Genomic DNA, 23,227 nt, shown 5'->3' with positions numbered 1-23,227 from the left:
CCGGCGCACGTCACGGTCGTTGGACGTGAACCCGCCGTCCTTGAACACCGGGTGCGTGAACAGGTTCGTCGTCGCCATCGGCACCTTGAGACCGGTGCGGTCCAGGGCGTCCTTGAAGCGCGTGACGATCGCGGCGCGCTCGGAGTCCGTCGAGCCGAACGGGATCAGGTCGTCGTCGTGGAACGTCACACCGTGCGCGCCGAGTTCCGCGAGGCGCTCGACGGACTCGACCGGGTCCAGGGCGGGACGGGTGGCGTCACCGAAGGGGTCGTTGCCGCGCCAGCCGACAGTCCAGAGTCCGAAGGTGAACCTGTCGGCGGGGGTGGGGGTGAAGCGGTTCGACATTCTGCTGCCTCTTGTCGACATGCCCGGACGGCTGCGCTGCCGTCCGACCGATTTGTTTGCTGGCAGTACTAATACGCCATCCTGACGTTTGTTTCTAGACCATCCCTGTGACGAGAACGTCACGTAGAGGCAACCCGTGGGTGGAGTGCGGGGAGTTGCGCACCGGCTGGAGTGGGCCGCAGTGCCGGTTCAGGCCCTGTCGAAGCGCTTCGAAAAACATTTGTTTTGTGTACGATCAAAACCGGAACTCACAGGAACGAGGTACGACATGCCGTCGCGACCAGCCAGGGAACCGGCCACCGCACCGGCAGCGGCCGTCATCGGTGTGGACAGTTCCACCCAGTCCACCAAGGCCGCCGTCGTCGACGCCGTGACCGGCCGGCTGCTCGCCGTCGGCCGCGCCCCGCACACCGTGACCGGCCAGGGCGGCGCCCGGGAGAGCGACCCGGAGGAGTGGTGGCAGGCCCTGCGCACCGCGGTCGCCGCGGCCCTCGCGGATTCGGGCCTGGACCCGGCCGACGTCATCGGCATCGCCGTGGCGGGCCAGCAGCACGGCCTGGTCGTCCTGGACGCGGACGGCGGCCCGCTGCGCCCGGCACTCCTGTGGAACGACACCCGCTCCGCCCCGCAGGCCGCCGCCCTCACCGCGGCGCTGGGCCGGGAGACCTGGCTGGACCGCACGGGATCGGTACCGGTCGCCTCGATGACCGCCGCCAAGTGGATGTGGCTGCGCGAGCACGAACCGGCCACCGCCGCGGCTGCCGCCGCCGTCCGCCTCCCGCACGACTTCCTCACCGAACGGCTGAGCGGCGCCGCCGTCACCGACCCCGGCGACGCCTCCGGCACCTGCTGGTACAGCCCCGGCGCCCAGACCCAGGACCCCGGCAGCCGGGGATACGACCCCGGCGCCCAGACACACGGCCCCGGCAGCCGGGGATACGACCCCGAGCTGCTCGCCCTCACCGGTATGCGTGCGGAGCTGCTGTCCACCGTCGCCGCCACCGGGGCCACCCGCGCCGGAGGCCTCACCGAGCAGGCCGCCCGAGCCCTGGGCCTGCCCGCCGGTATCCCCGTCGCCGCGGGCACCGGCGACAACATGGCCGCCGCGGTCGGCCTGGGCCTGGGCGCCGAAGGGCTCCTGGACCACCCGGTGGTCAGCCTCGGCACCTCCGGCACCGTCTTCGCCGCCACCCGCAACCGCCCGCACTCCGCCCTGCTCGCCGGGTTCGCCGGGGCCGACGGCACCCACCTCCCGCTGGGCTGCACCCTGAACTGCACGCTCGCCGTGGACAAGGTCGCCGCCCTGCTCGGCCTGGACCGCGAGGACGCCGCACCCGGCGGCGAGGCCGTGCTGCTGCCCTTCCTGGACGGCGAACGCACCCCGGACCTCCCCGCCGCCTCCGGGCTGCTGCACGGGCTGCGGCACGACACGACCCGCCAGCAGATCCTCGGCGCCGCCTACGAGGGCGCGGTCGTCGCCGTCCTGCGTGCCCTGGACGAGCTGCCGCTCGACGCGCCCGACGCGCCGCTCCGGCTGATCGGCGGGGGCGCTCGCGGCACGATGTGGGTGGAGACCGTGCGCCGGCTGTCCGGCCGCCCCCTGGTCGTGCCCGAGGCGGCCGAGCTGGTCGCGCTCGGCGCCGCGGCCCTCGCCGCGGGCGCCGCGACCGGCCGGGACCCGGTGGCCCTGGCCACGGAATGGGGCACCGGACGGGGCCGCGAACTGCCCGCCGTACCGAGGGACACGGCCACCTGGGACCGGGTGGCCTCGGTCCTCGACCGTGCGGCGCCGGCCCTCCTGGCGGCGCACCCGTGACGGCTCCCTCCTGACGACTCACCCCAGAACACACCCCCGTACCGGCTAAGGAAGACCCCCCATGAAGTTCACCGACGGCTTCTGGCAGATGCGAGACGGTGTGCACGCCTCGTACGCCACCGAGCTCCGCGACCTGCGGCTCGACGCCGACCGACTCACCGCCCACGCGGCCGTCAAGCGCGTGACGCGGCGCGGTGACACGCTCAACGCGCCGCTGATCACGGTGGAGGCGTTCGCCCCCGCCGAAGGCGTCATCGGTGTCCGCGTCACCCACCTCGCGGGCAAGCGCCGCCCCGGCCCGGAGTTCGCCCTGCCCGGCGCCACCGAGGACGCCACGGCCACCACCCGGGACGCCGGCCCTGCCGCCGAACTCACCAGCGGCCCGCTCACCCTGCGACTGCCCACCGAGGGCGACTTCGGCCTGGAGTTCCTGGACGCGGACGGCCGCCTGCTGACCGCCGCCGGGCGCAAGGGCACCGCCTTCGCCACCGTGGGGGACGGCAGCCACCACATGGTCGCCCAGCTCGCCCTCGGCGTCGGCGAGACGATCCACGGCCTCGGCGAGCGGTTCACCCCGTACGTCAAGAACGGCCAGGTCGTCGACATGTGGCAGGCCGACGGCGGCACCAACAGCGAACAGGCCTACAAGAACGTCCCGTTCTACCTGTCCTCGCGCGGCTACGGCGTCTTCGTCAACCATCCCGGCAAGGTCTCCTTCGAGGTCGGCTCCGAGGCGGTCGGCCAGGTCCAGTTCAGCGTCGAGGACCAGGTCCTGGAGTACTTCGTCGTCGCGGGCCCCACGCCCAAGGACGTCCTCACCCGCTACACCGCGCTCACCGGCCGCCCGGCCCTGCCCCCGGCCTGGTCGTTCGGCCTCTGGCTGACCACCTCGTTCACCACCGACTACGACGAGGCGACCGTCACCTCCTTCGTGGACGGCATGTCCGAGCGCGGCATCCCGCTGTCGGTGTTCCACTTCGACTGCTTCTGGATGCGCGAGTACCAGTGGTGCGACTTCGAGTGGGACCCGGACACCTTCCCCGACCCGGTCGGCATGCTCGCCCGGCTCAAGGAGAAGGGCCTGAAGATCTGTGTCTGGATCAACCCGTACATCGCGCAGAAGAGCGCCCTGTACGCGGAGGGCGCCGACAAGGGCTACTTCGTCCTCACCCCCGAGGGCGACATCTGGCAGTGGGACAAGTGGCAGGCCGGCATGGCGCTGGTCGACTTCACCGACCCCGAGGCCACCGCCTGGTTCCAGGGCAAGCTGAAGACCCTCCTCGACCAGGGCGTCGACGGTTTCAAGACGGACTTCGGCGAGCGCATCCCCACCGACGTCGTCTGGCACGACGGCTCCGACCCGGAGCGGATGCACAACTACTACACGCACCTGTACAACAAGGCCGTCTTCGAACTCCTGGAGAAGGAGCGCGGCCAGGGCGAGGCGGTCCTGTTCGCCCGCTCCGCCACGGCGGGCGGCCAGCAGTTCCCCGTCCACTGGGGCGGCGACTGCTGGTCCTCGTTCGGCGCGATGGCCGAGTCCCTGCGCGGCGGCCTCTCGCTGAGCCTGTCCGGCTTCGGCTTCTGGAGCCACGACATCGGCGGCTTCGAGGGCACCCCGGACCCGGCGGTCTTCAAGCGCTGGCTCGCCTTCGGCCTGCTCTCCTCGCACAGCCGCCTGCACGGCTCCTCGTCCTACCGGGTGCCGTGGGAGTTCGGTGACGAGGCGGTCGCGGTCGCCAAGCAGTTCACCGAGCTGAAGCACCGGCTGATGCCGTACCTGTACGGCGCGGCCGTCGAGGCGCACCGCACCGGCGTCCCCACCATGCGGCCCCTGCTGCTGGAGTTCCCCGACGACCCGGCCACCCGCACGGTCGACCGCCAGTACCTGCTCGGCCCGGACCTCCTGGTCGCGCCGGTCTTCAGCGAGGACGGGCAGGTCGAGTACTACGTCCCCGAGGGCACCTGGACCCACTTCCTGACCGGCGAGACGGTCACCGGGCCCGGCTGGCACCACGGCACGCACGGCTTCGACAGCCTCCCGCTCCTGGTCCGCCCCGGCGCGGTCCTGCCGCTCGGCGCGGACATCTCCCGCCCCGACGGCGACTGGACGCAGAACCTGGAGCTGCGCGTGTACGCCCCCGAAGGCCTGGGCGACTTCACCCGCACGGTGACGGTCCCCGACCTCACGGGCGCACCGGCCGCCGCATACGAACTGGTCCGTGAGGGCGGCACGCTCCGCGTCACGGCCGACACGGACCGGCCGTACGAGGTCGTGGTCGTCGGCGACGCGTCGCTGGGCGTCGTCAAGGGCTGAGGAAGCGGCCGCCCGCCGCGGGGCCCGTCCGGCGGACCGGAGCCGGACGGGCCCCGCGTCAGGAAGGCGCCGGAGCCGACACCGGTCAGTTCGCGGCTCGCGTTCCACAACCGCTCCGCGGCGACGGTGTCGGTCGGGTGGTCCCGTACCGGCTCGCACCGGGGCCTGCCGCGCAGGCCGAGACACGCGGCCCCCACAGCTGCCCGCCGCGCACAGCGGGGTCGGCTTGGCAGCCGTATCGGCCGCGTGGCCTCCGGGCAGGTGCAGCGCGCCCACGCCGCGGTGTCCGTTCGCGCTCGGCGTGGCCGTCACGGCAACGCTGCGCAGACTGACCGTTCCCGCCCCGGTCGGCGTCGGTGAACACGACTTGTCCGGCTTCTTCGAGGGCGGCGAAGGCCGGGCCCGCGACTTCGACGCGGGCCCGGCCGTGGTCATCCCCGCCGCAGGACACCTCGCGCCGCCGGAACAGCCTGTCGCGTTCTGCGCCCTGCCGCTGGATGCCGTTCGCCGTATTCCGGGGCAGTGGCGCTGAACCCCTGACCCCTCTCAGAGGTCGCTGTCGATTCCCGTGACGACCGGCGCTCCGAGTGGTGCGTCCTGCGCCGGGATTCCTGCCTCCCGCAGTGCCGTGGACACCAGCTCTGCCGCTTCGAGCTCCGCTTCGTACCGGTCCGTGGCCTCGACCTCCAGACGGATGGAGAAGGTGCCGTCGTCGTTGAGGGTCAGCAGATCGAGGCCCTCGCTTCTGCTCACGTCCGTGTGCCGCTTGGCCAGCGCCCCCTTCAGTGTCGCGAGCGAGGTGTCCGGGACCTCGGTGACGAAGGTTCCGGGGACGGTGATGACGAAGGTGGTCACGACGGTTCCTGCTTCCGTTGCGGAAAGTGCGTCTTGTCCGGCTTCCCATAATTCTCGACTCCGAACCAGTCGCGGTTGCCGTCGGTCCTGCCTCTTGCCCGGTGGGGTGACCGCGCTCTACCTTACTCAAAAGTAAGTTTACTCTGAGGTAAGGAGTTTGACTTGGTCGCCTACCGGACTGTCATGGTCGGCACGGACGGCTCGGAGTCGTCGTTGGCCGCCGTCGAAGGGGCGGCCCGACTGGCCGCCGTATGCGGCGCCGAACTTGTCATCGCCTGTGCGTACGTACCGATGCGCGGACCCGAACTCGCCCTGGCGCAGGACCAACTGGGTGCTGAGGCGTACCAGGTGGTGGGTTCGGCTCCCGCCGAGGACACCCTGCGCACCGCCAAGGGCCGGGCCCTGGCGCAGGGGGCGGTGAACGTGCGGTCCGTCGCGGTGCAGGACGAACCGGTCGCCGCGCTCGTGCGGGTCGCCCGGGAGTGCTCGGCCGACCTCCTGGTCGTCGGGAACCGGGGGCTGCGCTCGCTCGCCGGGCGCATCCTGGGCTCCGTCCCGGCGGACGTCGCGAGGAAGGCCGGCCTCGACGTGCTCATCGTGCACACCACATGAGTGCCGCGGAACCGGCGGAGGAACAGGTTCCCCGGCCCCGGGCCGACGAACTGCGAGGGGCCGTCGAGGAGGTGCTTCTCGGAGGCGGCCGCGTCTGGACGAGGCGGGACATCGCCGAGCGGTCCGGGGTGGCGCCCGAGCGCACCGTGCAGATCTGGCGTGCGCTCGGGTTCCCGGCGGTGGGCGACGACGTACGCGCGTTCACCGACGCCGATGTGGACGCGCTGCGCGTGGGGGAGCGGCTCATCGGAGCCGGGCTCATCACGGAGGAGAGCGAGACCATGATGGCGCGCGCTCTGGGGCATCATCTGTCCCGGCTCGCCGAATGGCAGGCGCACACCCTCTGGGCCTGGATGAACCGTGAGCCGCGCACCCCTTCCGAGGAGGGGGAGGCGGCCGGCCGTGCGGCGGCGCTGCTGCCGGAGCTGGAACTGCTGCAGCGGCACGTGTGGCGCCGGCATCTCGCGGCCTGTACCGCACGGGTGCTCGCCGAGGCCGGGGAGGCGGAGCCCGTGGGGCCGGGGCGGCAGCCGGACCGGGCGCAGGACGGGCCGGGAGGCGCGGTGGCAGCCGGGCGGATGCCGTCCGGTGAGGGGGCTGACGTCCGCGACCGGGCGGTCGGCTTCACCGACATGGTCGGCTACACGCGGATGACCCGTGGACTGGACAGCACCGAGCTCGCCCGGGTGCTCGACCGGTTCGAGAGGCTGACCGGCGACGTGGTCGCCGAAGGCCGGGGCAGGGTGGTGAAGACCATCGGGGACGAGGTGCTCTTCGTTTGCGAATCGGCGTCCTCGGCCGCTGACATCGCGCTGGAACTCACTGCCGGCGCGGCGGCGGAGCCGGGGCTGCCCCAGCTGCGGACCGGCCTGGCGTACGGCGCCGTCCTCGGCCGCTTCGGTGACGTCTACGGGGCGGCCGTCAACATCGCGGCCCGGCTTACCGCGGTGGCCCGCCCCGATGCGGTGCTGGTCGACACGGCCTTCGCCGGCGAACTGGCGGGCATGGCCGCGTACGAGCTCAAGGCGCTCCGACCGGTGTCCGTGCGCGGTTACAGCAGGCTGCGTCCGGTGCTGCTGCGTCCGGTGCGGTCCGCCGGGCGGCCTCGCCCCGACCGGAAGCGTTCATAGGCTCCCGCTCACGGATCACGTCGACGCGAACCCCGGCCGGCCGGCCGGGACGTGGCACGACGTGTGCTCGTCGTCCCCCATGCGGCGAGGTGGAGAGCGCGCCGGCGCCACGTTCACCCGCACCCCACTGCCGGGACGGAGTCCGGGCCCACCCCGGATGCGTGACGAGGTCGTGTCACGGATCCGGGGCGGTGCCCGACACCTCGGCGAAGCGGTGCGCGAGGCCGTCGACGACGGGTGCGGCCCTGTCGCTGAGCGGGTCGATGCCCGGCTTCGTGGCCTCGGTCACCTTCTGACGGGTGAACTCCTTGAGCTCCTCGCCGGTGGGACCGGCTCCGGCCGGCTGCCGGAGCACGAAGACGACGATGACACTCCACAGCCAGGTCCTGGACCTGGACTCCCTCCATCCCTCCACCGGATCGGCCCGGAACGAGGGTTCACCGGCCCGCTCGGCCGGGCCCATCGGGACCGAGCGGCCGCGCGCCGGCCGGCCGGCCGCTCGGCCCGGTGGAAACGCCCGCACGTGTCCCGCCGGGTTCGTCCCGGCCGCACCCACTCACGGGGCCTCCGGCGACAGCCCCCTGCCGGTGTTTCGGAACGGGGCGGACAGGCGGTTCCCACCCACCGCGGGCAGCCGCATCCGGTCGCCCCCGGGCGCGCCCGACCGCTCCCGCCACGGCCGGAATGCGATCGTGGAACAGCGGGTTCGCACCATCGACAATCACGTGAGCGGTAACGGCACAGAGAGCGGATGGCCTTCACATGGGCGAGTTGATCCTGATCCGGCACGGCGAGACCGAGTGGTCCCGCAACGGGCAGCACACGAGCCACACCGACCTGCCCCTGACCCCCCTGGGGGAGCGCCAGGCCCGCGCCCTCGCCCCGCTGCTCGCGGACCGCGACATCGCCCTCACCCTGGTCAGCCCCTCCGTTCGGGCCCGGCGCACCGCCGAACTCGCCGGGCTCGCCGCGCCCCGGATCACCCCCGAGCTGCGCGAGTGGGACTACGGCGGCTACGAGGGCATCACCACCCACGACATCCACCTCACCCGCCCCGGCTGGAACCTCTGGACCGACGGCGTCACCGCAGGCCCCGACGCACACCCCGGGGAGACCCCCGCGGGGGTGGGGGAGCGGGCCGACCGGGTGCTGGCGGAGGTCGGGGAAGCGGCCGAACGAGCCGGCGGCGACGACATCGTGCTCGTCGCCCACTCCCACTTCCTGCGCGTCCTGACCGCCCGCTACCTCGGCCTGACCCCGGCCGAGGGCACGCTCTTCCAGCTCGCCACCGGGGCGGTGTCCCGGCTCGGCCGGGAGCACGGCCAGCCGGTCATCACGGCGTGGAACGTGACCCTGCCGGAGAGCCTGTTGCCCACGGCCGGTCCGGACACCGCGGAAAGGGCCTGACGGAGACAGGAAGTCACCCGCGGGCGTGACCGCCGGAAAACGGGCCCGAGGCGTTTACAGCCCCGCACCGGAGCGCTAGCCTCCCCGAACAATGGGAGCGCTCCCAAGCAGTCGAGCGACAGAGCGACGGACCGTCAGCACGACACCGCACGACCCGAACGTTGTTCCGCCAATCCCCCCGGACGACAGCAGCGAAGGGACGTACCTCGTGATCCACCGATCGAGCCGCCGATTACTGATCGGGGGCCGGCTCCTGGCCGGTACCCGCGGCAGAGCCCTGCTCCTCACCCTGCTCGCCCTCCTCACGGCCGTCCCCGCCCTCGGGCTGGTCGTCGTCACCTCCGGCGGCCGCGCCGAGGCCCACGGCACGCCGATGAAGCCCGCCAGCCGCACCTTCCTGTGCTGGCAGGACGCGCTCACCGGCACGGGGGAGATCAAGCCGGTCAACCCCGCCTGCCGGGCCGCCGCGCAGCAGAGCGGGACCACGCCGTTCTACAACTGGTTCTCCGTGCTCCGCTCCGACGGCGCGGGCCGCACCCGCGGCTTCGTCCCGGACGGTGAGCTGTGCAGCGGAGGGAACCCCAACTTCACCGGTTTCAACACGCCCAGCGCCGACTGGCCGCTGACCCATCTGACCTCGGGCGCGACCGTCGACTTCGCGTACAACGCCTGGGCGGCGCACCCCGGTTCGTTCCACGTCTACATCACCAAGGACGGCTACGACCCGACGCGGCCGCTGACCTGGGACGACATGGAGGAGACGCCCTTCCTGGACGTCGATCACCCGCCGCTGAACGGGACTCCGGGGACGGTGGAGGCCAACTACTCCTGGTCCGGGACACTTCCGGCCGGCAGGGACGGCCGCAACATCATCTACATGGTGTGGGAGCGCTCCGACAGCCAGGAGACGTTCTACTCCTGCTCGGACGTGGTCTTCGACGGGGGCAACGGTGAGGTGACCGGGGTCAAGGACCCGACGATCCCGACCGAACCGCCGCCCGGCCTGTGCGCCGCGGCGCTCGCCACCACCGGCAGCTGGAGCGGCGGTTACCAGTCCCAGGTGACCGTCACCAACACCGGTGACGTCCCGATGCTCGGCTGGATGGTCGGCTGGACCCAGCCGGCCGGGCAGAGCGTGGACAGCCTCTGGAGTGGGGCGATGACGGTTCAGGGCCAGGACGTGATGGTCCACAACGTGGACTGGAACGGATCGCTCGACCCGGGGGAATCCACGACCTTCGGGTACGTCTCCACCGGCGGCAACCCCGATCCCGCCACCGAACTCGCCTGCACGGTGGGGTGAGGACGCGGACGGCCGGCATCTCGTGGGGAGATACCGGCCGTCCGTGCGCGCTCCCTAGATAGGGGCGGGTCAGTGGCGGCGCCCGGATGAAGGAGACGTGTCCCTAGAACTCGTCCAGCCAGACCACGATCCCGGTGTGTCCCGTCAGTACCGCGGCGGCGCCCGCGCGGATCGCTGCCGCGCAGCGGGCGTCGGTGAACGAGGCGGGGTCGTACGTCGAGGACATGCCGAGTCCCTCCCCGCGGAACGAGGCCCCCGACCAGTCGACCGCCGTCACGTTCTCGGTGGGTTCGGCGAGTTCCGCCCCCACGACCAGGAACTCCTGGGCGAGATGGCTCGGACTGACCGTCGTCAGGGGATCGATGAGGTCGTTGCCCGCGCTGACGATGAGATCCGGGTGCATCTCCATCGCCCGGGTGACGGCGGGCAGGAGGTCGGCGTCGCCGGACGCGGTCACGGTGCGCAGGTCCACGTCCGCGTCCTCCGCCCACTCCTTCACCGCCTTCGCCAGGGTCGTCGCCGGACGGTCGCCGCCCGCACTGAGCAGGACGACGCGGAAGCCGGGCGAGGGCCGGACCCCGGACCACGAACCCGGGCTCGGCGTGAGGGTCGACTCCGGTGCGGGTGACCTGGCCGGGCCGGTGAAGCCCGCACCCAGCGCGCCGACGGCGGAGGGGCTGGGGCGCCGCTGTGACCAGTCGTCACCCGAAGCGCATCCGGTGAGCAGGGCGGCGGCCACCACCAGTACGGCGGCGAGGGGCGGGCGGTGCAAGGCGATCGTCCTCCGGGAGGGAACGTGACTGCTGTCCGGCGGGGAGCGGGACGGGGCCGGCGCGGAGCGGTATTTCCCCCATCCTGCGCGTCCGTTCCACACGATCTCCACCGTTCCGACCCGCATCGAACATTTGTTTTCTCATGGTTTGCCGATCGGTCGGCCTCGGTTCATCCGCGACCAGCACGGTGCACGGGCAACCCCCAAGGAGACCCATGTCGCACCATGTCCGCCGCCTGCTGCTCGTTCTCGCCGCGGCGGCCTTCCTCTTCCCCGGCCTCGCCGGGCCCGCCGCCGCCCATGGCTTCACCTCCGTCGTGTACGCGCACGTCACCGCCGACGGTGACGGCCCGCTGCGGACCGAACTGAAGCTGGAGTACGACCTGCTCGTCGTCTCGGCCGCCGACGCCGGCTCCGACGACCCCCTCTTCCGTGCCGGAACCGACGCGTTCGAGAACGGGGACGCCCGCGCCCGCGCCGCGGCCCTCGACGCCCACCGCGAGACCGTCGTCGACTACGTCACCCGGCGCTTCTCGGTCGCCACGGGGGGCACCGGCTGCGAGCCCGTCCCCGTCGGCGGGTTCCGGATGGGCACAGAGGAGGGCGTCCCCTACGCGCTGCTCGCACTCGACTGGACCTGTGCCGGACACGGCACCGGCGACCACGAGATCCGCAGCACCCTCTTCCCCGACCCGGAGGGCTACGTCAAGGGAACCAAGACGATCGTCACCTACGACGCCGACGGCCTCACCGGCAGCGCCGCCCTCGACAGCGGGCACCCGTCCTTCCCGATCAGCCAGTCCTGGCCGGAGCGCTTCTGGGAGTTCTTCCGCCTCGGCGCCGAGCACCTGCTGACGGGCACCGACCACATCCTGTTCCTGCTCGCCCTCATCGCCGGATCCCGGCGGCCCCGCGAAATCGTCCTCGCCGCCACCGCGTTCACCCTCGCCCACTCCGTGACGTTCCTGCTCGCCGCCCTGGGGCTGGTCGACGTCCCCGCCGGGCTGGTGGAGCCCGTCATCGCGCTGTCCATCGCCGTGGTCGCGGGCTGGCACCTGTGGCGCCTGAGAGGGGGCGGCGCCCAGGTCATGGAACTCCGGGCGCCGGGCGAGAGCCGGTTCGCCCTGGACCGGGCCGGGTGGACCCGGCTCGGCATCGTGTTCTGCTTCGGCCTCGTGCACGGTCTCGGCTTCGCGGGCGCACTCGGCATCGAGGCCTCGTGGTCATGGACCCTGCTGTGGTCCCTGCTGGTGTTCAACATCGGCATCGAGGCCGTCCAGCTCGGCTTCATCGCCGTACTGTTCCCGCTCCTGCTGCTGCTCGGACGGCGCTCGCCGCGGGCCGCCCGCTGGGTCACCGGAGCGCTGTCGGCGGGAGTGGCCGCCATGGGCCTCGCCTGGTTCGTGCAGCGCGTGACCGGCTCGTAGAAACCCCAGGTCAGCGGTGATGTTCAGCCGCCGCCCGGATCACCTTCGCACGCTGTTCACCCGGTGCGGAGAACGTGGTGCCCTCCTTCGTGTGTGCACTTCCTGCCCACCGTTTGAACACAAAAGAATCGATACTTCATGAGAACGAACGCTTTCCAGCGGGCCCGCGGGCCTGTGCGGCACCGGGTGGCCACCGGCGCCACCGCCGCCCTCCTCGGTCTGGCCGTTGCCTTCACGGGCGGACAGGCCGCACCCGCGGCCGCGGCCGAATCCTCCACGCTCTCCGGGATCGTCCTGGGCGTCGGCGCCAACGAGACCCAGCGCACCGTCAGCTGGTACTCCTCCGCCGACACCGCCCAGAAGGTCCAGCTCGCCCCCACCGCGAAGCTCACCGGTGGAGAGTTCCCCGCCGACGCCGCCGGCTTCGACGCCCTGGGCGCCAAGAACATCGCCGCCAGCGGCGGCTACAACCGCAGCGCCACGCTCACCGGCCTCAAGGAGAACACCGCTTACTCCTACCGCGTCGGAACCGAGGGCAACTGGTCCAAGGCGTACGCCTTCACCACCCAGGACTTCGAGGGCGAGTACGACTTCCTCTTCCTCGGCGACCCGCAGATAGGCTCCTCCGGGGACCTGGCGCAGGACCAGGCCGGCTGGCAGGACACCCTGGACGTGGCCACCAAGGCCAACCCGAAGGCCGAGATCCTGGTCTCCGGCGGCGACCAGGTCGAGAGCGCCAACAACGAGTCCCAGTGGAACTCCTTCCTGGCGCCCGACCAGCTGCGCCAGTACCCGTGGGCCGCCACCATCGGCAACCACGACGTCGGCGGCAAGGCGTACGAGCAGCACTTCTCGACGCCGAACACGGACAACTCCGGTGCGCTGTACGCCAACGGCAACCCGGCGTCCGACACCTCGGGCGGCAACTACTGGTACATCTACAAGGATGTGCTGTTCATCGACCTCAACAGCAACAGCTACGCCACCTCCCAGGGCGGCGGGGGCGACGAGGCGCACACCAAGTACGTCACGGACGTCATCAACGAGCACGGCTCTGAAGCCAAGTGGAAGGTGCTCGTCTACCACCACTCGATCTACTCGCCGGCCTCGCACGCCAAGGACAAGGACAACAAGGCCCGCCGGGTCGACTTCCCGACGACCTTCTCCAAGCTGGGCGTCGACATGGTCCTCCAGGGCCACGACCACAGCTACTCCCGCAGCTACCTCATCAAGAACGGCGAGAAGGCCGACCCCGCGGAGCAGCCCGGCGCGGCCGACGTCTACCCCGGCCCCGGCGGCGTCCTCTACGTCACGGCCAACTCGGCCTCGGGCTCGAAGTACTACGACATCACCCCGCCCGACTCCAGCGGCACCAGCGGCGCGGGCAACGGCGCCGACCCGCTGAACCCGGACAGCTACTGGTACAACTCCGTCCAGAACCAGGAGCACGTCCGCAGCTACGTCAAGGTCCAGGTGCGGGACGAGAAGCTCGTCGTGGAGAACATCCGCAGCGGCAGCTGCGCCGCTCCCAACTCCCAGGTCTCCAACGGCGACTGGTGCAAGAACACCACCGCCGCCCAGCCGGTCGGCTCGGTCGTCGACAAGGTGAGCGTCCACCCGTACAACGGTGACGGCCAGTCCCTACAGGTGAACGTGCCGAAGCCGGCTCCGGGCGAGTTCGGCTGGACCATCGACGGCTACAACGGCCTGGTCGACCTCGGCACGGCCAAGGAGGAGAACGGCGACCACTTCACCGCCTCCGGCAAGATCAACCCGATCCTCGTGTCGGACACCCGCCGCTCCCTCTCCCCGTGGGCCGTCTCGGCCGGAGTGAGCGCGTTCAAGGACGCCGGCAAGACGTTCGAGGGCTCCTACCTCGGCTGGTCGCCGTACCTCCTCGACCAGGGCGCCGGGGCCAAGGCCGGTGCGTCGGTCCCCTCCGGCTACGGCGGCAAGGGTGACGGCCTGGCCCTCTCCCGCGGCCTCGGCTCCGCACCCCAGGGGCACGCCCGCGGCACGGCCAAGCTGGGCGCCGACCTCGATCTGAGGATCCCGGACTCCGTCCAGAAGGGCGGCTACCGCGCCACCCTCACCATCACCGCGCTGAGCAGCTGACCCTCCCCGCTCCACCGGCGTGGCAGGCTCCGGTACGCCGCAGCCTGCCACGCCGCCGTTCCGAGAGAGACCCCATGCACGCAGTGGCACCACCTCGCCGCACCGCCGCCGTCCGCGCCGCCCTCCTCTTCCTCCTCGCGGCCCTGGCGTTCGCCACCTCCACCGGCCCGGCACGGGCGGCCGAGGGCGACGTCACCTGGACGGTCCGGACCGCCGCCAACGACTACGGGGAGGACCGGTCGAGCTTCGGCTACACCGTCAGCCCCGGCGGTGAGGCCGAGGATGCCCTCGTCGTGGCCAACCACGGCACCGACCCGTTGAACCTCGCCGTCTACGCCGCCGACGGCTTCACCACGGAGAAGGGCCAGCTCGACCTCCTCACCGAGGGGAAGAAGTCCCGCTCCATCGGCTCCTGGGTCCGGGCCGGCCGGAAGAACGTCCGGATAGCCCCGGGGAAGAGCGCCGAGATCCCCTTCACCGTCAAGGTCCCGGACAACGCGCCCCCCGGCGACTACGTGGGCGGCATCCTGACGTCGCTCAAGCAGTCCGACGACGCCGAGGGCATCGCCGTCGACCGGCGCCTCGGCATCCGGATCAAGCTGCGCGTCAGCGGCGCCCTGAAGCCCGCGCTCGCCGTCGAGGACGCGCACATCGACTACCGGGGGACCGCCAACCCCTTCGGCCAGGGCGACGCCACGGTGACCTACAGCCTCCACAACACCGGCAACGCGCTGCTCTCCGGCACCCAGAAGGTCACCCTCACCGGCCCCTTCGGGACGCTGAGCACCGAGGCCGGCGCCATCGCCGCGCCGCCCGAACTGCTGCCCGGCGAGCGCTGGAAGGTCACCGTCCCCCTCCACGACGTCACCCCGGCCCTCCGGCTCACGGCCACCGTCGCGGTCACCCCGCTCATCACCGACGCCGCCGGCTCCACCACCGCCCTCGCCCCCGTCCGGGCCACCGCCCACGGCTGGGCCGTCCCCTGGACGCTCCTGCTGCTCCTGGTCCTCGTCCTGGCCGCGGCCGCGGCGGCGTTCGTGCTCGTCCGCCGGTCGCGCGTCCGGCGCGCACGGCGTGAGGAGGAACGGGTGCGTGAGGCGGTCGAGCAGGCCCTGCGCGACAAGGCGGAACAGCGCTCCTGAGAGCCCGGGGCCCGACGGACCGCCCGGCACACACGGGAACGGGCCGCCCGGTGTGCGGGCGGCCCGTCCTCATGCGCTCTGCGGGTGACTCAGGAGATCAGCTCGATCTCCGCCAGCGTCGCCGCCGTGCTCACCAGCCGGTACTTCGCGTACGCCTTCGGCACCTGCACCGAGAACGCCCGCGTCTGCTTGTCCCAGGCAAAGGTCTGGCCGGACCGCTTGTCGAGGTCCTTCCAGGAGGTGCCGTCCGCCGATCCCTGCAGGACCCAGCCCGTGGGGGCCTTCGCCGCGGTCGCCGAGGTCAGCGTGTACTGGACCGCCTTCGTGCCGGCGGGGGACGGCAGCTCCACCGACCCGACCTGGGCGGAGGTCGCCGAGGTGTCGTCGAACAGGGCGCCCGCGCCCTTCAGGACGTCCTTCTTCGGCGACGGGACCTTGTCGTCCTTGGTGATGGAGACCGGGGCGGCGTCCTTTCCGGTGCCCCAGGCCGACGGCTTGGATCCCATGTCGAAGTCCAGCACGCCGCCCTTGGCCAGCAGGTCGTGCGGCAGCGAGGTGGAGGTCCACTTCTTGCCGTTGACCTTCAGGCCCTGGACGTAGATGTTCTTCGCGCTGTTCTTCGGCGCCTTGACGACCAGGTCGCGGCCGTTCTCCAGGTGCACCGTGGTCCTGGTGAACAGCGGGGAGCCGATCGCGTACTCGCCGCTGCCCATGACCAGCGGGTAGAAGCCCAGCGAGGAGAAGAGGTACCAGGCCGACTGCTCGCCGTTGTCCTCGTCGCCGTGGTAGCCCTGGCCGATCTCGCTGCCCGTGTACAGGCGGCTCAGGACCTCGCGGACCTTCTCCTGCGTCTTGGAGGGCTGCGACGCCGCGTCGTACATGTACGCGACGTGGTGCGCCACCTGGTTGCTGTGGCCGTACTGGCCCATCCGTACGTCACGGGCCTCCGTCATCTCGTGGATGACGCCGCCGTAACTGCCGACGAACTCCGGGCCCGCCGTCTCGGGGGTGGAGAAGTACGTGTCCAGCTTCTTGGCCAGACCGTCCCGGCCGCCGTACAGGTTGGCGAGGCCCTTGCTGTCCTGCGGGGCGGTGAAGGCGTAGCCCCAGCCGTTGGTCTCGGTGTAGTCGTAGCCCCAGACCCGCGGGTCGTACTGGTCGGACGGCAGCCGCCAGTCACCCTTGGCGTTCTTGCCCTGGAAGAAGCCGGCCTTGTCGTCGAACAGCTGGACGTAGCTGCGGGCCCGGTTCATGAAGTACTCGGACTCGTCCTTGTAGCGCTGCTTGTGCGTCTTCTTGTAGAGCGCCTGGCCCATCTGCGCGATGCCGTAGTCGTTGACATAGCCCTCCAGCGACCAGGACAGGCCCTCGTGCGTGTCGGTGTTCGCGTACCCGACGAACGGAGAGGTCTCCATGCCCTTGCGCCCGACGCCCGAGGTCGGCGGGACGACCGTGGCGTTCTTCAGGGCCGCGTCGTACGCCGCCTCCGCGTCGAACTTCACGCCCTTGACGTACGCGTCGGCGAACGCGACGTCCGACGAGGTGCCGGTCATCAGGTCCGAGTAGCCGGGCGAGGACCAGCGGGAGATCCAGCCGCCGTCCTTGTACTGCTGGACGAAGCCGTCCACCATCTCGCCGGCCTTCTTCGGCGTGAGGAAGGAGTACGCCGGCCACGTCGTCCGGTAGGTGTCCCAGAAGCCGTTGTTGACGTACACCTTGCCGTCGACGATCTTGGCGCCGGTGTGGGTCGGGGTGTCGGAGCCGACCTGCGGTGAGAACGGCGAGGCGTACTTGTCCTCGCCGCCGACCTTCTCGGAGCCCGAGTTCGGGTAGAGGTACAGCCGGTACATGCTGGAGTACAGCGTGGTCAGCTGGTCGGCGGTCGCGCCCTCGACCTCCACCTTGCCCAGCAGGTCGTCCCAGGCGCCCTGGGCCTTGTCCTCGACCCGGCCGAAGGAGCGCGAGGCGGGGATCTCCGCGGCCAGGTTCTGCTGCGCCTGGTCGATGCTGATCAGCGAGGTGGCCAGGCGCAGGTTGACGGTACGGTCCTTGCCCGCGTCGAAGCGGAGGTAGCCGGTCACGTCGTCGCCACCGCCGCCGGAGAGCTTCCCGCTGCTGGTGACGGGGGCGTCGAAGACGCCGTACACGAAGAGCCGGGTGGCACCGGTCGAGCCGCCGCTCTTCACGTCGGAGAAGCCCGTGAAGGAGCTGGTCTTCGGGTCGAGGGTGAGCCCGCCGTCGTTGGAGACGTTGTCGAAGACCATGCTCGCGTCCTTGCCCGGATACGTGAACCGCATCCGCGCCGCGTGGTCGGTCGGCGTCATCTCGGCCTTGAGGCCGTTCTCGAACGTGACCCCGTAGTAGTGCGGCCTCGCCGTCTCGTTCTCGTGCTTGAACGGCAGCGCGCGTGCCGTGCGCGAGGCGTCCGGGGTGCCGGACGCGGCCGACGGCATCAGCTGGAAGGTCTGCCGGTCGCCCATCCAGGGGCTCGGCTCATGGCTGGCGCTGAAGGCCTGGAGGGTGGGCAGGTTGTCCTCGTTGTTGCCCTTCGCGTAGTCGTACAGCCAACTCGTCGATCCGGCGTTGGTCACCGGGGTCCAGAAGTTGAAACCGTTGGGTACGGCGGTGGCGGGGAAGTTGTTGCCCCGGGAGAAACTGCCGCTGGAGTTGGTGCCGCGGACGGTCGAGGCGTAGTCCGAGAGGTGCGCCTTGCGCTTCTCCGGCGCCTTCGGGGCGATCTTGACGTCGTCGATCCAGCCCTGGAACTTCGACGGGCCCTTGGGGGAGTCGTACGCGACGAGGATCCGGTCGACGGTCTTGCCGGCCGCGACGGTGCCGATCCGCGCGTCGACCTTGTTCCACTGGTTGACGTACAGCCGCTTGGCGTCGGCCTGGCCCTGCGGGGTCAGCAGGCCGCCGTTGGAGTCGGTGGCGCGCAGCTCGCTCAGGTAGGTGCCGTCGGTGAACGCCAGGTCCACCGCGACGTGCGTGGCCGGGTACGACAGATCCGTCTCGCCCATCTGGGGGTAGACCAGGTAGGACAGCTCGGTGTCCCGGGTGACGGCCGTGTTGACGTCGAAGACCTTGTTGTACGAGTAGGCCCGGCCGTCCGCCTTGTGCGTACCCGCGTAGCGCAGCGCCTTCTTTCCGGTGAAGCCCGCGCCGGCCTTGGCGGTGGGGGAGCCGGAGGGGCCGCGGTCGATCTGGCTGCGCATGTCGTCGGGGGCCGGGGCCGAGGTGTCCCCGTCGGAGAACTGGACGTCGGCGAGCTGGGTCGCGTCACCGGCGCCGTTGTTCTTCGTGATGTCCAGACGGAAGTGCTGGTAGGCCTTGTCCGTCGTGAAGTCGTACGACTTGGTCTGGAAGCGCTCGGAGAAGGTCTGGCCGGTCCTGGAGTCCAGGTCCGTCCAGCTCTTGCCGTCCTCTGAGCCCTGCAGCGTCCAGTCCTTCGGGTCCCGCTCGTCGTGGTCGTCGGCCGAGGTCAGCGCGTACGTGACGACCTTGACCGGCTCGGAGAGGTCGAACTCGGCCCAGGCGGTGGGCTTGAAGGACAGCCATTTCGTACCGGATTCACCGTCGACGAGGTTTTCCTTCACCTCCCCGCCGCCGGTGTTCTCGTCGCTCGCGCGGACCTCTGTGACCTTGTCGGTCACATTGCCCGGTATTCCGGCGGAGAAGCCGCCATCGATACCGGATGTCCGCTTCTTTCCGTCAGGGCCTTCTTCGACGGTATTGCGCCAGTCGGGCTGTTTCTCGTCCGCCTCGAAGGATGAACTGAATGTCCGGTCGCCCGAAGGCTTATGACCCTTTTCTCCTGACCCGGCCGACTGAGCGGCGGCCGCGGTGGGGGCTGTCACGACCAGGACCAGTGAAGCCGCGATCAGGGCGGCCGTACTGTTTTGTCTCTTGCGAGAACCGTGTCGGGGCTGCATGCCGAGCCATTCCTCCCGAGGAAGTGCGCTTGGACAACGTTGTCAGAAGCGTGCGCAAGAACCAGTAGGAAGTGAAGTGGCTGGTGGTGTCAAGGGTGTTGGGTCGAAGCCCGCAGTCGAATCGACCGTATTGCGAAAATCGTTACATCCGGAGGAGGCCGTGCGGTGCCGAGGTATCCGCGAGGTCTCAACTCGGGAAAGACTGCCGCTCAAACCTGCATTCGATCTTGCTCAGTTGGCTGCAAGTGGACTATACCTGTCGGCGTCTGCACAGCATTTTTTCAACTGTGCGAACAGGGGGGACAACGGGGGCAGGGCAACTCGACGCGCCACAGGTGCGTCGGCTGGCCGGTCCCCCTACACCCCCCCACTGCAATGGCTAGCCTGAAATCTGCACCACCCAAGCGCAACTGACCGCGGTGGCGGGGCCCTTCGCCTGAGGCGAATATCGATGGGCGACCGGTACAACACCGCCTGAGTCCTGTAGAAGGCGAGGACTTGAGCATGGGATCCACCTCCGCCCACAAGAATGAGGGCCTTGGCCGTCGCGACGTGATCAAGCGGTCTGCCGCACTCGGTCTGATCACCGTCCCGACGATGAGCTTCCTGTCGGCGTGTGCGAGTAGCGACAGCAGCAGCGACGACACGGTCAAGAAGGGCAAGACCAGCGCGAAGAACCCGCTGGGCGTCAATGACACGGCCGGTCTCGACGTGGTCATCTTCAACGGCGGCTTCGGCGAGCAGTACGCGATCGACGCCGAGAAGCAGTACACCAAGGCCTTCCCCAAGGCCAAGGTCAAGCACACCGCCACGCAGAAGATCCAGTCGCAGCTGCAGCCGCGCTTCAACGGTGGCACCCCGCCGGACCTGATCGACAACTCGGGTGCCGAGCAAATGGACATGGGTGTCCTCGTCGGCAAGAAGCAGCTGCTCGACCTGACGCCGCTGATGGACGCACCGTCCTTCGACGACCCCGGCAAGAAGGTCCGCGACACCCTGCGGCCCGGCGTGCTGGAGATGGGTCAGTTCGACGGCGACCCGGTCTGGATCATGTACTACGCGTACACGGTGTACGGCGTCTGGTACTCGCAGACCGCGCTCGACGGTCTGGACGCCCAGTACCCCGAGAACTGGGACGACATGCTCGCCCTGTGCGAGAAGGCGAAGAAGAAGGGCATCGCCGGCTGGACGTACGCCGGTAAGTACCCCTACTACCTTCCCTTCTCGCTCTACCCGTTCATCGCCAAGATCGGTGGCCGGGGGGTTCTCGACAAGATCGACAACCTGGAGCCGAACGCCTGGAAGGACCCGGCCGTCAAGTCGGCGTTCGAGGCGTACTACGAGCTGCAGCAGAAGGGATACATCCTCAAGGGCACCGCCGGCCTGACCCACATCCAGTCGCAGACCGAGTGGACCAAGGGCAAGGCCCTCTTCATCCCGAACGGTTCGTGGGTGGAGAACGAGGCGGCGCCGACCACGCCCAAGGACTTCAAGATGATGGTCGGGGCGCCGACCGGCCTGGACTCGTCCGACAAGCTGCCCTTCGGCACCATCTGGGCGTCCGGCGGTGAGCCCTTCATCATCCCCGCCAAGGCGAAGAACCCCGAGGGCGGCATGGAGCAGCTGCGCATCATGCTCTCCGAGGAGTCCTCGAAGAACTTCACCAAGCAGGTCAAGTCGCTGAGCGCCTACAACGGCGGCACCGACGGACTGACCCTGTCCACGGCCATGCAGTCCGGCGTCGACGTGCTGAAGAAGGCCGGCGACAACGTGGTGAACCCGCGTCTGCAGGACTGGTACGTGAAGCTCCAGAAGGAGCAGATCGGTGCCGGTCTCGGCGAGATGATGGCCGGGCGCCTGACGCCCGCCGAGGCCATCAAGAAGATCCAGGACTACGCGGACGCCGCGGCCAAGGATCAGTCCATCAAGCACTACAAGCACCAGTGAGTAACCGTCACCAGCGGCGGCACCCGCGGAAAGATCGGGGTCGGTAAACGATGCAGCACGGCAAGTACCGCTTCATTGTGGGGTTCTTGGTAGTCCCACTGGTGTTGTACGCGGTCTTCGTCATCTGGCCGTTCATCCAGGCCATCTACTATTCGTTCACGGACTGGACCGGTCTGAGTCCCGACTTCAAGATGGTCGGCTTCGACAACTACACCAGGATGCTGAAGGACGAGATCTTCTGGAAGTCCTTGCAGCACAGCCTGCTGCTCGTGCTGCTGCTGCCGCTGGTGACGCTGGGCCTCGCGCTCTTCTTCGCCTTCATGCTCAATGTCGGAGGCCGGCGGCGCAAGAACGCCGCGGTCTCCGGCGTGCGGGGTTCGGGTTTCTACAAGATCGCCTACTTCTTCCCGCAGGTGCTCTCGATCGTCATCGTCGCCCTGCTGTTCCAGTTCGCGTTCAACCCGCGCAGTGGAATGCTGAACGCGGCGCTCAAGGGAGTCGGGCTCGGCTCCATTCAGCCGGACTGGCTGGGCGATCCGAGCCTGGCGCTCATCTGCGTCATGTCGGTGCTGATCTGGTCGACCGTCGGATTCTTCGTCGTCCTCTTCTCCGCCGGAATGGCCTCCATTCCGAAGGACTTCTACGAGGCGGCGCTCCTGGACGGGGCCAGCCGCGTCACGACGTTCTTCAGGATCACCCTGCCGCTGCTCTGGGACACCGTGCAGTCGGGCTGGGTCTACATGGGCATCCTGGCGCTCGGGGTCGAGGCGTTCACGGCCGTACAGGTCATGACCGTGGGCCCCGGCGGCCCCGACTACTCGACCACCGTCCTGCCGCTGTACGTCTACCAGACGGCCTTCCGCGACGGACAGGCCGGCTACGCGACGACGATCGGTGTCGGACTGCTCATCATCACCATGGCGTTCGCCGCCATCGTGATGCGACTGGGCCGGCGCGAGCGGCTGGAGTTCTGATGCCGTGCTCCCCGGGGCACGGCGCCCGGATCCCCAGCAGGCAGGACAGCCCGGCCCCCGCGGCCGGCTCGACAGTAGTACGAGGTGAGCACACGTGAAGGCCACAGACACCCCTCCCGCGGACGCGGTGAAGGAACCGGCCCCCGTGTCCAAGGAGCCCGTGGAGGGCGCCAAGGGGAAGAGCGTCAAGGAGAAGAGCAGCGAGGGCAAGGTCCTCAACGTCTTCTCGCACGGCGTGCTGGTCATCTGGGCGATCCTGGTGGTCATGCCGCTGCTCTGGGCGATCATGGCCTCGTTCAAGACAGATGACTCGATCCTGTCGACGCCGTGGGCGCTGCCGGACAAGCTTCACTTCGAGAACTGGTCGCGTGCCTGGAGTCAGGCACATATGAGCGATTACTTCTTGAACACCATCCTGGTGGTGGGCGGCTCGCTCATCGGCACCCTGCTGCTCGGCTCGATGGCGGCGTACGTGCTGGCGCGGTTCGACTTCCCCGGGAACCGCTTCGTGTACTACCTGTTCATCGGCGGGATGAGCTTCCCGATCATCCTGGCGCTGGTCCCGCTGTTCTTCGTGATGAACAACATGGGCCTGCTGAACACGCGGCACGGACTGATCATGGTCTACATCGCGTACTCACTGCCGTTCACCGTCTTCTTCCTCACCTCGTTCTTCCGCTCGTTGCCGAGTTCGGTGGCGGAGGCGGCGATGCTCGACGGGGCCTCGCACACCCGGACGTTCTTCCAGGTGATGCTGCCGATGGCGAAGCCCGGCCTGATCAGCGTCGGTATCTTCAACTTCCTCGGGCAGTGGAACCAGTACCTGCTGCCCACGGTGCTGAACACCGATCCGAAGTACCGGGTGCTCTCCCAGGGGCTGGTCGAACTGGCCAACGGGCAGGGCTACAAGGGCGACTGGTCCGGTCTCTTCGCCGGCCTGGTGATGGCGATGCTGCCGGTCCTCGCGGCCTACATCATCTTCCAGCGCCAGGTGGTGGCGGGCCTCACCGCGGGCGCGGTGAAGTAACTCCTCGAACGCTCGCACCGAACGACCGAACCGCCCGCCGGCATCCCTGCCGGCGGGCGGTTCGTCTGTGTACGGGGGAGTTCGCCGAGGTCGTCGTGCGAGGGTC

General features: G+C 69.8%; 17 protein-coding genes and 1 pseudogene. 13 read left to right on the top strand and 5 right to left on the bottom strand.

Translation table 11 applies throughout. The features are described from left to right. Positions 1-345: pseudogene (locus ACIQM0_RS17425) on the bottom strand (xylose isomerase); the annotation flags it as partial. Positions 346-613: 268 nt separating this feature from the next. Here ACIQM0_RS17425 and ACIQM0_RS17420 point away from each other — a divergent pair. From ACIQM0_RS17420 to ACIQM0_RS17410, 3 genes are all read left to right on the top strand, one after another. Beyond that, complete coding sequence (locus ACIQM0_RS17420; RefSeq protein WP_401287186.1) at positions 614-2,161, top strand: FGGY family carbohydrate kinase; 1,548 nt, start codon at positions 614-616, stop codon at positions 2,159-2,161. 61 nt (positions 2,162-2,222) lie between these two features. Further along, the gene (gene yicI / locus ACIQM0_RS17415) at positions 2,223-4,478 is read left to right on the top strand and encodes an alpha-xylosidase (protein ID WP_401287184.1); all 2,256 of its coding nucleotides are present in this window, start codon (positions 2,223-2,225) and stop codon (positions 4,476-4,478) included. 301 nt (positions 4,479-4,779) lie between these two features. Continuing rightward, the gene (locus ACIQM0_RS17410) at positions 4,780-5,010 is read left to right on the top strand and encodes an alpha/beta fold hydrolase (protein WP_401287181.1); all 231 of its coding nucleotides are present in this window, start codon (positions 4,780-4,782) and stop codon (positions 5,008-5,010) included. Between the two features lie 14 nt (positions 5,011-5,024). Here the strand turns inward: ACIQM0_RS17410 and ACIQM0_RS17405 are convergent, their stop codons facing one another. Beyond that, a complete protein-coding gene (locus tag ACIQM0_RS17405) occupies positions 5,025-5,333 on the bottom strand; it encodes a hypothetical protein (RefSeq protein ID WP_401287179.1) in 309 nt (102 codons plus the stop codon). A 162-nt stretch (positions 5,334-5,495) separates the two neighbouring features. Between ACIQM0_RS17405 and ACIQM0_RS17400 the strand changes: the two genes are divergently transcribed. Beyond that, positions 5,496-5,945: a universal stress protein gene (locus ACIQM0_RS17400; RefSeq protein WP_401287177.1), complete on the top strand. Its 450-nt coding sequence runs from the start codon at positions 5,496-5,498 to the stop codon at positions 5,943-5,945. After that, the gene (locus ACIQM0_RS17395; protein ID WP_401287175.1) at positions 5,942-7,075 is read left to right on the top strand and encodes an adenylate/guanylate cyclase domain-containing protein; all 1,134 of its coding nucleotides are present in this window, start codon (positions 5,942-5,944) and stop codon (positions 7,073-7,075) included. The genes ACIQM0_RS17400 and ACIQM0_RS17395 overlap by 4 nt, the downstream gene beginning before the upstream one ends. Positions 7,076-7,250: 175 nt before the next feature. On the opposite strand, the gene ACIQM0_RS17390 is transcribed toward ACIQM0_RS17395, so the two are convergent. Then, a complete protein-coding gene (locus tag ACIQM0_RS17390; protein ID WP_401287172.1) occupies positions 7,251-7,538 on the bottom strand; it encodes a hypothetical protein in 288 nt (95 codons plus the stop codon). Between the two features lie 299 nt (positions 7,539-7,837). Here ACIQM0_RS17390 and ACIQM0_RS17385 point away from each other — a divergent pair, with 299 nt between their 5' ends. Together ACIQM0_RS17385 and ACIQM0_RS17380 are read left to right on the top strand one after the other, a co-directional pair. Then, positions 7,838-8,482, top strand: a complete 645-nt coding sequence (locus ACIQM0_RS17385; protein ID WP_401287169.1) for a histidine phosphatase family protein — start codon at positions 7,838-7,840, stop codon at positions 8,480-8,482. Between the two features lie 208 nt (positions 8,483-8,690). Further along, positions 8,691-9,785 carry a lytic polysaccharide monooxygenase gene (locus ACIQM0_RS17380; protein WP_401287166.1) on the top strand — a complete coding sequence of 365 codons (1,095 nt, stop codon included), beginning with the start codon at positions 8,691-8,693 and terminating at the stop codon, positions 9,783-9,785. Between the two features lie 103 nt (positions 9,786-9,888). Here ACIQM0_RS17380 and ACIQM0_RS17375 read toward each other — a convergent pair whose 3' ends face one another. Continuing rightward, a complete protein-coding gene (locus tag ACIQM0_RS17375) occupies positions 9,889-10,557 on the bottom strand; it encodes a hypothetical protein (RefSeq protein ID WP_401287163.1) in 669 nt (222 codons plus the stop codon). Positions 10,558-10,772: 215 nt separating this feature from the next. Between ACIQM0_RS17375 and ACIQM0_RS17370 the strand changes: the two genes are divergently transcribed. The 3 genes from ACIQM0_RS17370 to ACIQM0_RS17360 all read left to right on the top strand — a co-directional run bounded on the left by ACIQM0_RS17370 (position 10,773) and on the right by ACIQM0_RS17360 (position 15,241). Next, positions 10,773-11,984: a HupE/UreJ family protein gene (locus ACIQM0_RS17370; protein ID WP_401287161.1), complete on the top strand. Its 1,212-nt coding sequence runs from the start codon at positions 10,773-10,775 to the stop codon at positions 11,982-11,984. Positions 11,985-12,122: 138 nt separating this feature from the next. Then, positions 12,123-14,099, top strand: coding sequence for a fibronectin type III domain-containing protein (locus tag ACIQM0_RS17365; protein ID WP_401287158.1), 1,977 nt, complete (start codon positions 12,123-12,125; stop codon positions 14,097-14,099). A gap of 74 nt (positions 14,100-14,173) precedes the next feature. Further along, positions 14,174-15,241 (top strand): WxL protein peptidoglycan domain-containing protein, encoded by a 1,068-nt coding sequence (locus ACIQM0_RS17360; RefSeq protein WP_401287157.1) that lies wholly within the window; start codon positions 14,174-14,176, stop codon positions 15,239-15,241. Positions 15,242-15,330: 89 nt separating this feature from the next. Here the strand turns inward: ACIQM0_RS17360 and ACIQM0_RS17355 are convergent, their stop codons facing one another. Next, a complete protein-coding gene (locus ACIQM0_RS17355; protein ID WP_401287154.1) occupies positions 15,331-19,173 on the bottom strand; it encodes a GH92 family glycosyl hydrolase in 3,843 nt (1,280 codons plus the stop codon). Between the two features lie 504 nt (positions 19,174-19,677). On the opposite strand from ACIQM0_RS17355, the gene ngcE reads away from it, so the two are divergent. The 3 genes from ngcE to ACIQM0_RS17340 all read left to right on the top strand — a co-directional run bounded on the left by ngcE (position 19,678) and on the right by ACIQM0_RS17340 (position 23,121). Beyond that, positions 19,678-21,120, top strand: coding sequence for an N-acetylglucosamine/diacetylchitobiose ABC transporter substrate-binding protein (gene ngcE / locus ACIQM0_RS17350; protein WP_401287152.1), 1,443 nt, complete (start codon positions 19,678-19,680; stop codon positions 21,118-21,120). A 50-nt stretch (positions 21,121-21,170) separates the two neighbouring features. Beyond that, positions 21,171-22,094 carry a carbohydrate ABC transporter permease gene (locus ACIQM0_RS17345; protein ID WP_385036640.1) on the top strand — a complete coding sequence of 308 codons (924 nt, stop codon included), beginning with the start codon at positions 21,171-21,173 and terminating at the stop codon, positions 22,092-22,094. Between the two features lie 94 nt (positions 22,095-22,188). Continuing rightward, on the top strand, positions 22,189-23,121 hold the full coding sequence (locus ACIQM0_RS17340) for a carbohydrate ABC transporter permease (protein WP_401287149.1): 933 nt from the start codon (positions 22,189-22,191) through the stop codon (positions 23,119-23,121). Positions 23,122-23,227 lie beyond the last annotated feature (106 nt).

The sequence above is a fragment of the Streptomyces sp. NPDC091387 genome (assembly GCF_044756945.1).
Classification (GTDB): Bacteria; Actinomycetota; Actinomycetes; order Streptomycetales; family Streptomycetaceae; genus Streptomyces.
The sequence above is the reverse complement of the archived record's forward strand: the minus strand, read 5'-3'. Positions and strand labels throughout refer to the sequence as shown.

Excerpts from the sequence above, each read along its gene's own strand:
- ACIQM0_RS17420 (WP_401287186.1), top strand. The coding sequence starts at position 614 with ATGCCGTCGCGACCAGCCAGGGAACCGGCCACCGCACCGGCAGCGGCC.
- yicI (WP_401287184.1), top strand. The coding sequence starts at position 2,223 with ATGAAGTTCACCGACGGCTTCTGGCAGATGCGAGACGGTGTGCACGCC.
- ACIQM0_RS17395 (WP_401287175.1), top strand. The coding sequence starts at position 5,942 with ATGAGTGCCGCGGAACCGGCGGAGGAACAGGTTCCCCGGCCCCGGGCC.
- ACIQM0_RS17390 (WP_401287172.1), bottom strand. The coding sequence starts at position 7,538 with ATGGGCCCGGCCGAGCGGGCCGGTGAACCCTCGTTCCGGGCCGATCCG.
- ACIQM0_RS17385 (WP_401287169.1), top strand. The coding sequence starts at position 7,838 with ATGGGCGAGTTGATCCTGATCCGGCACGGCGAGACCGAGTGGTCCCGC.
- ACIQM0_RS17370 (WP_401287161.1), top strand. The coding sequence starts at position 10,773 with ATGTCGCACCATGTCCGCCGCCTGCTGCTCGTTCTCGCCGCGGCGGCC.
- ACIQM0_RS17365 (WP_401287158.1), top strand. The coding sequence starts at position 12,123 with ATGAGAACGAACGCTTTCCAGCGGGCCCGCGGGCCTGTGCGGCACCGG.
- ACIQM0_RS17360 (WP_401287157.1), top strand. The coding sequence starts at position 14,174 with ATGCACGCAGTGGCACCACCTCGCCGCACCGCCGCCGTCCGCGCCGCC.
- ACIQM0_RS17355 (WP_401287154.1), bottom strand. The coding sequence starts at position 19,173 with ATGCAGCCCCGACACGGTTCTCGCAAGAGACAAAACAGTACGGCCGCC.
- ngcE (WP_401287152.1), top strand. The coding sequence starts at position 19,678 with ATGGGATCCACCTCCGCCCACAAGAATGAGGGCCTTGGCCGTCGCGAC.
- ACIQM0_RS17345 (WP_385036640.1), top strand. The coding sequence starts at position 21,171 with ATGCAGCACGGCAAGTACCGCTTCATTGTGGGGTTCTTGGTAGTCCCA.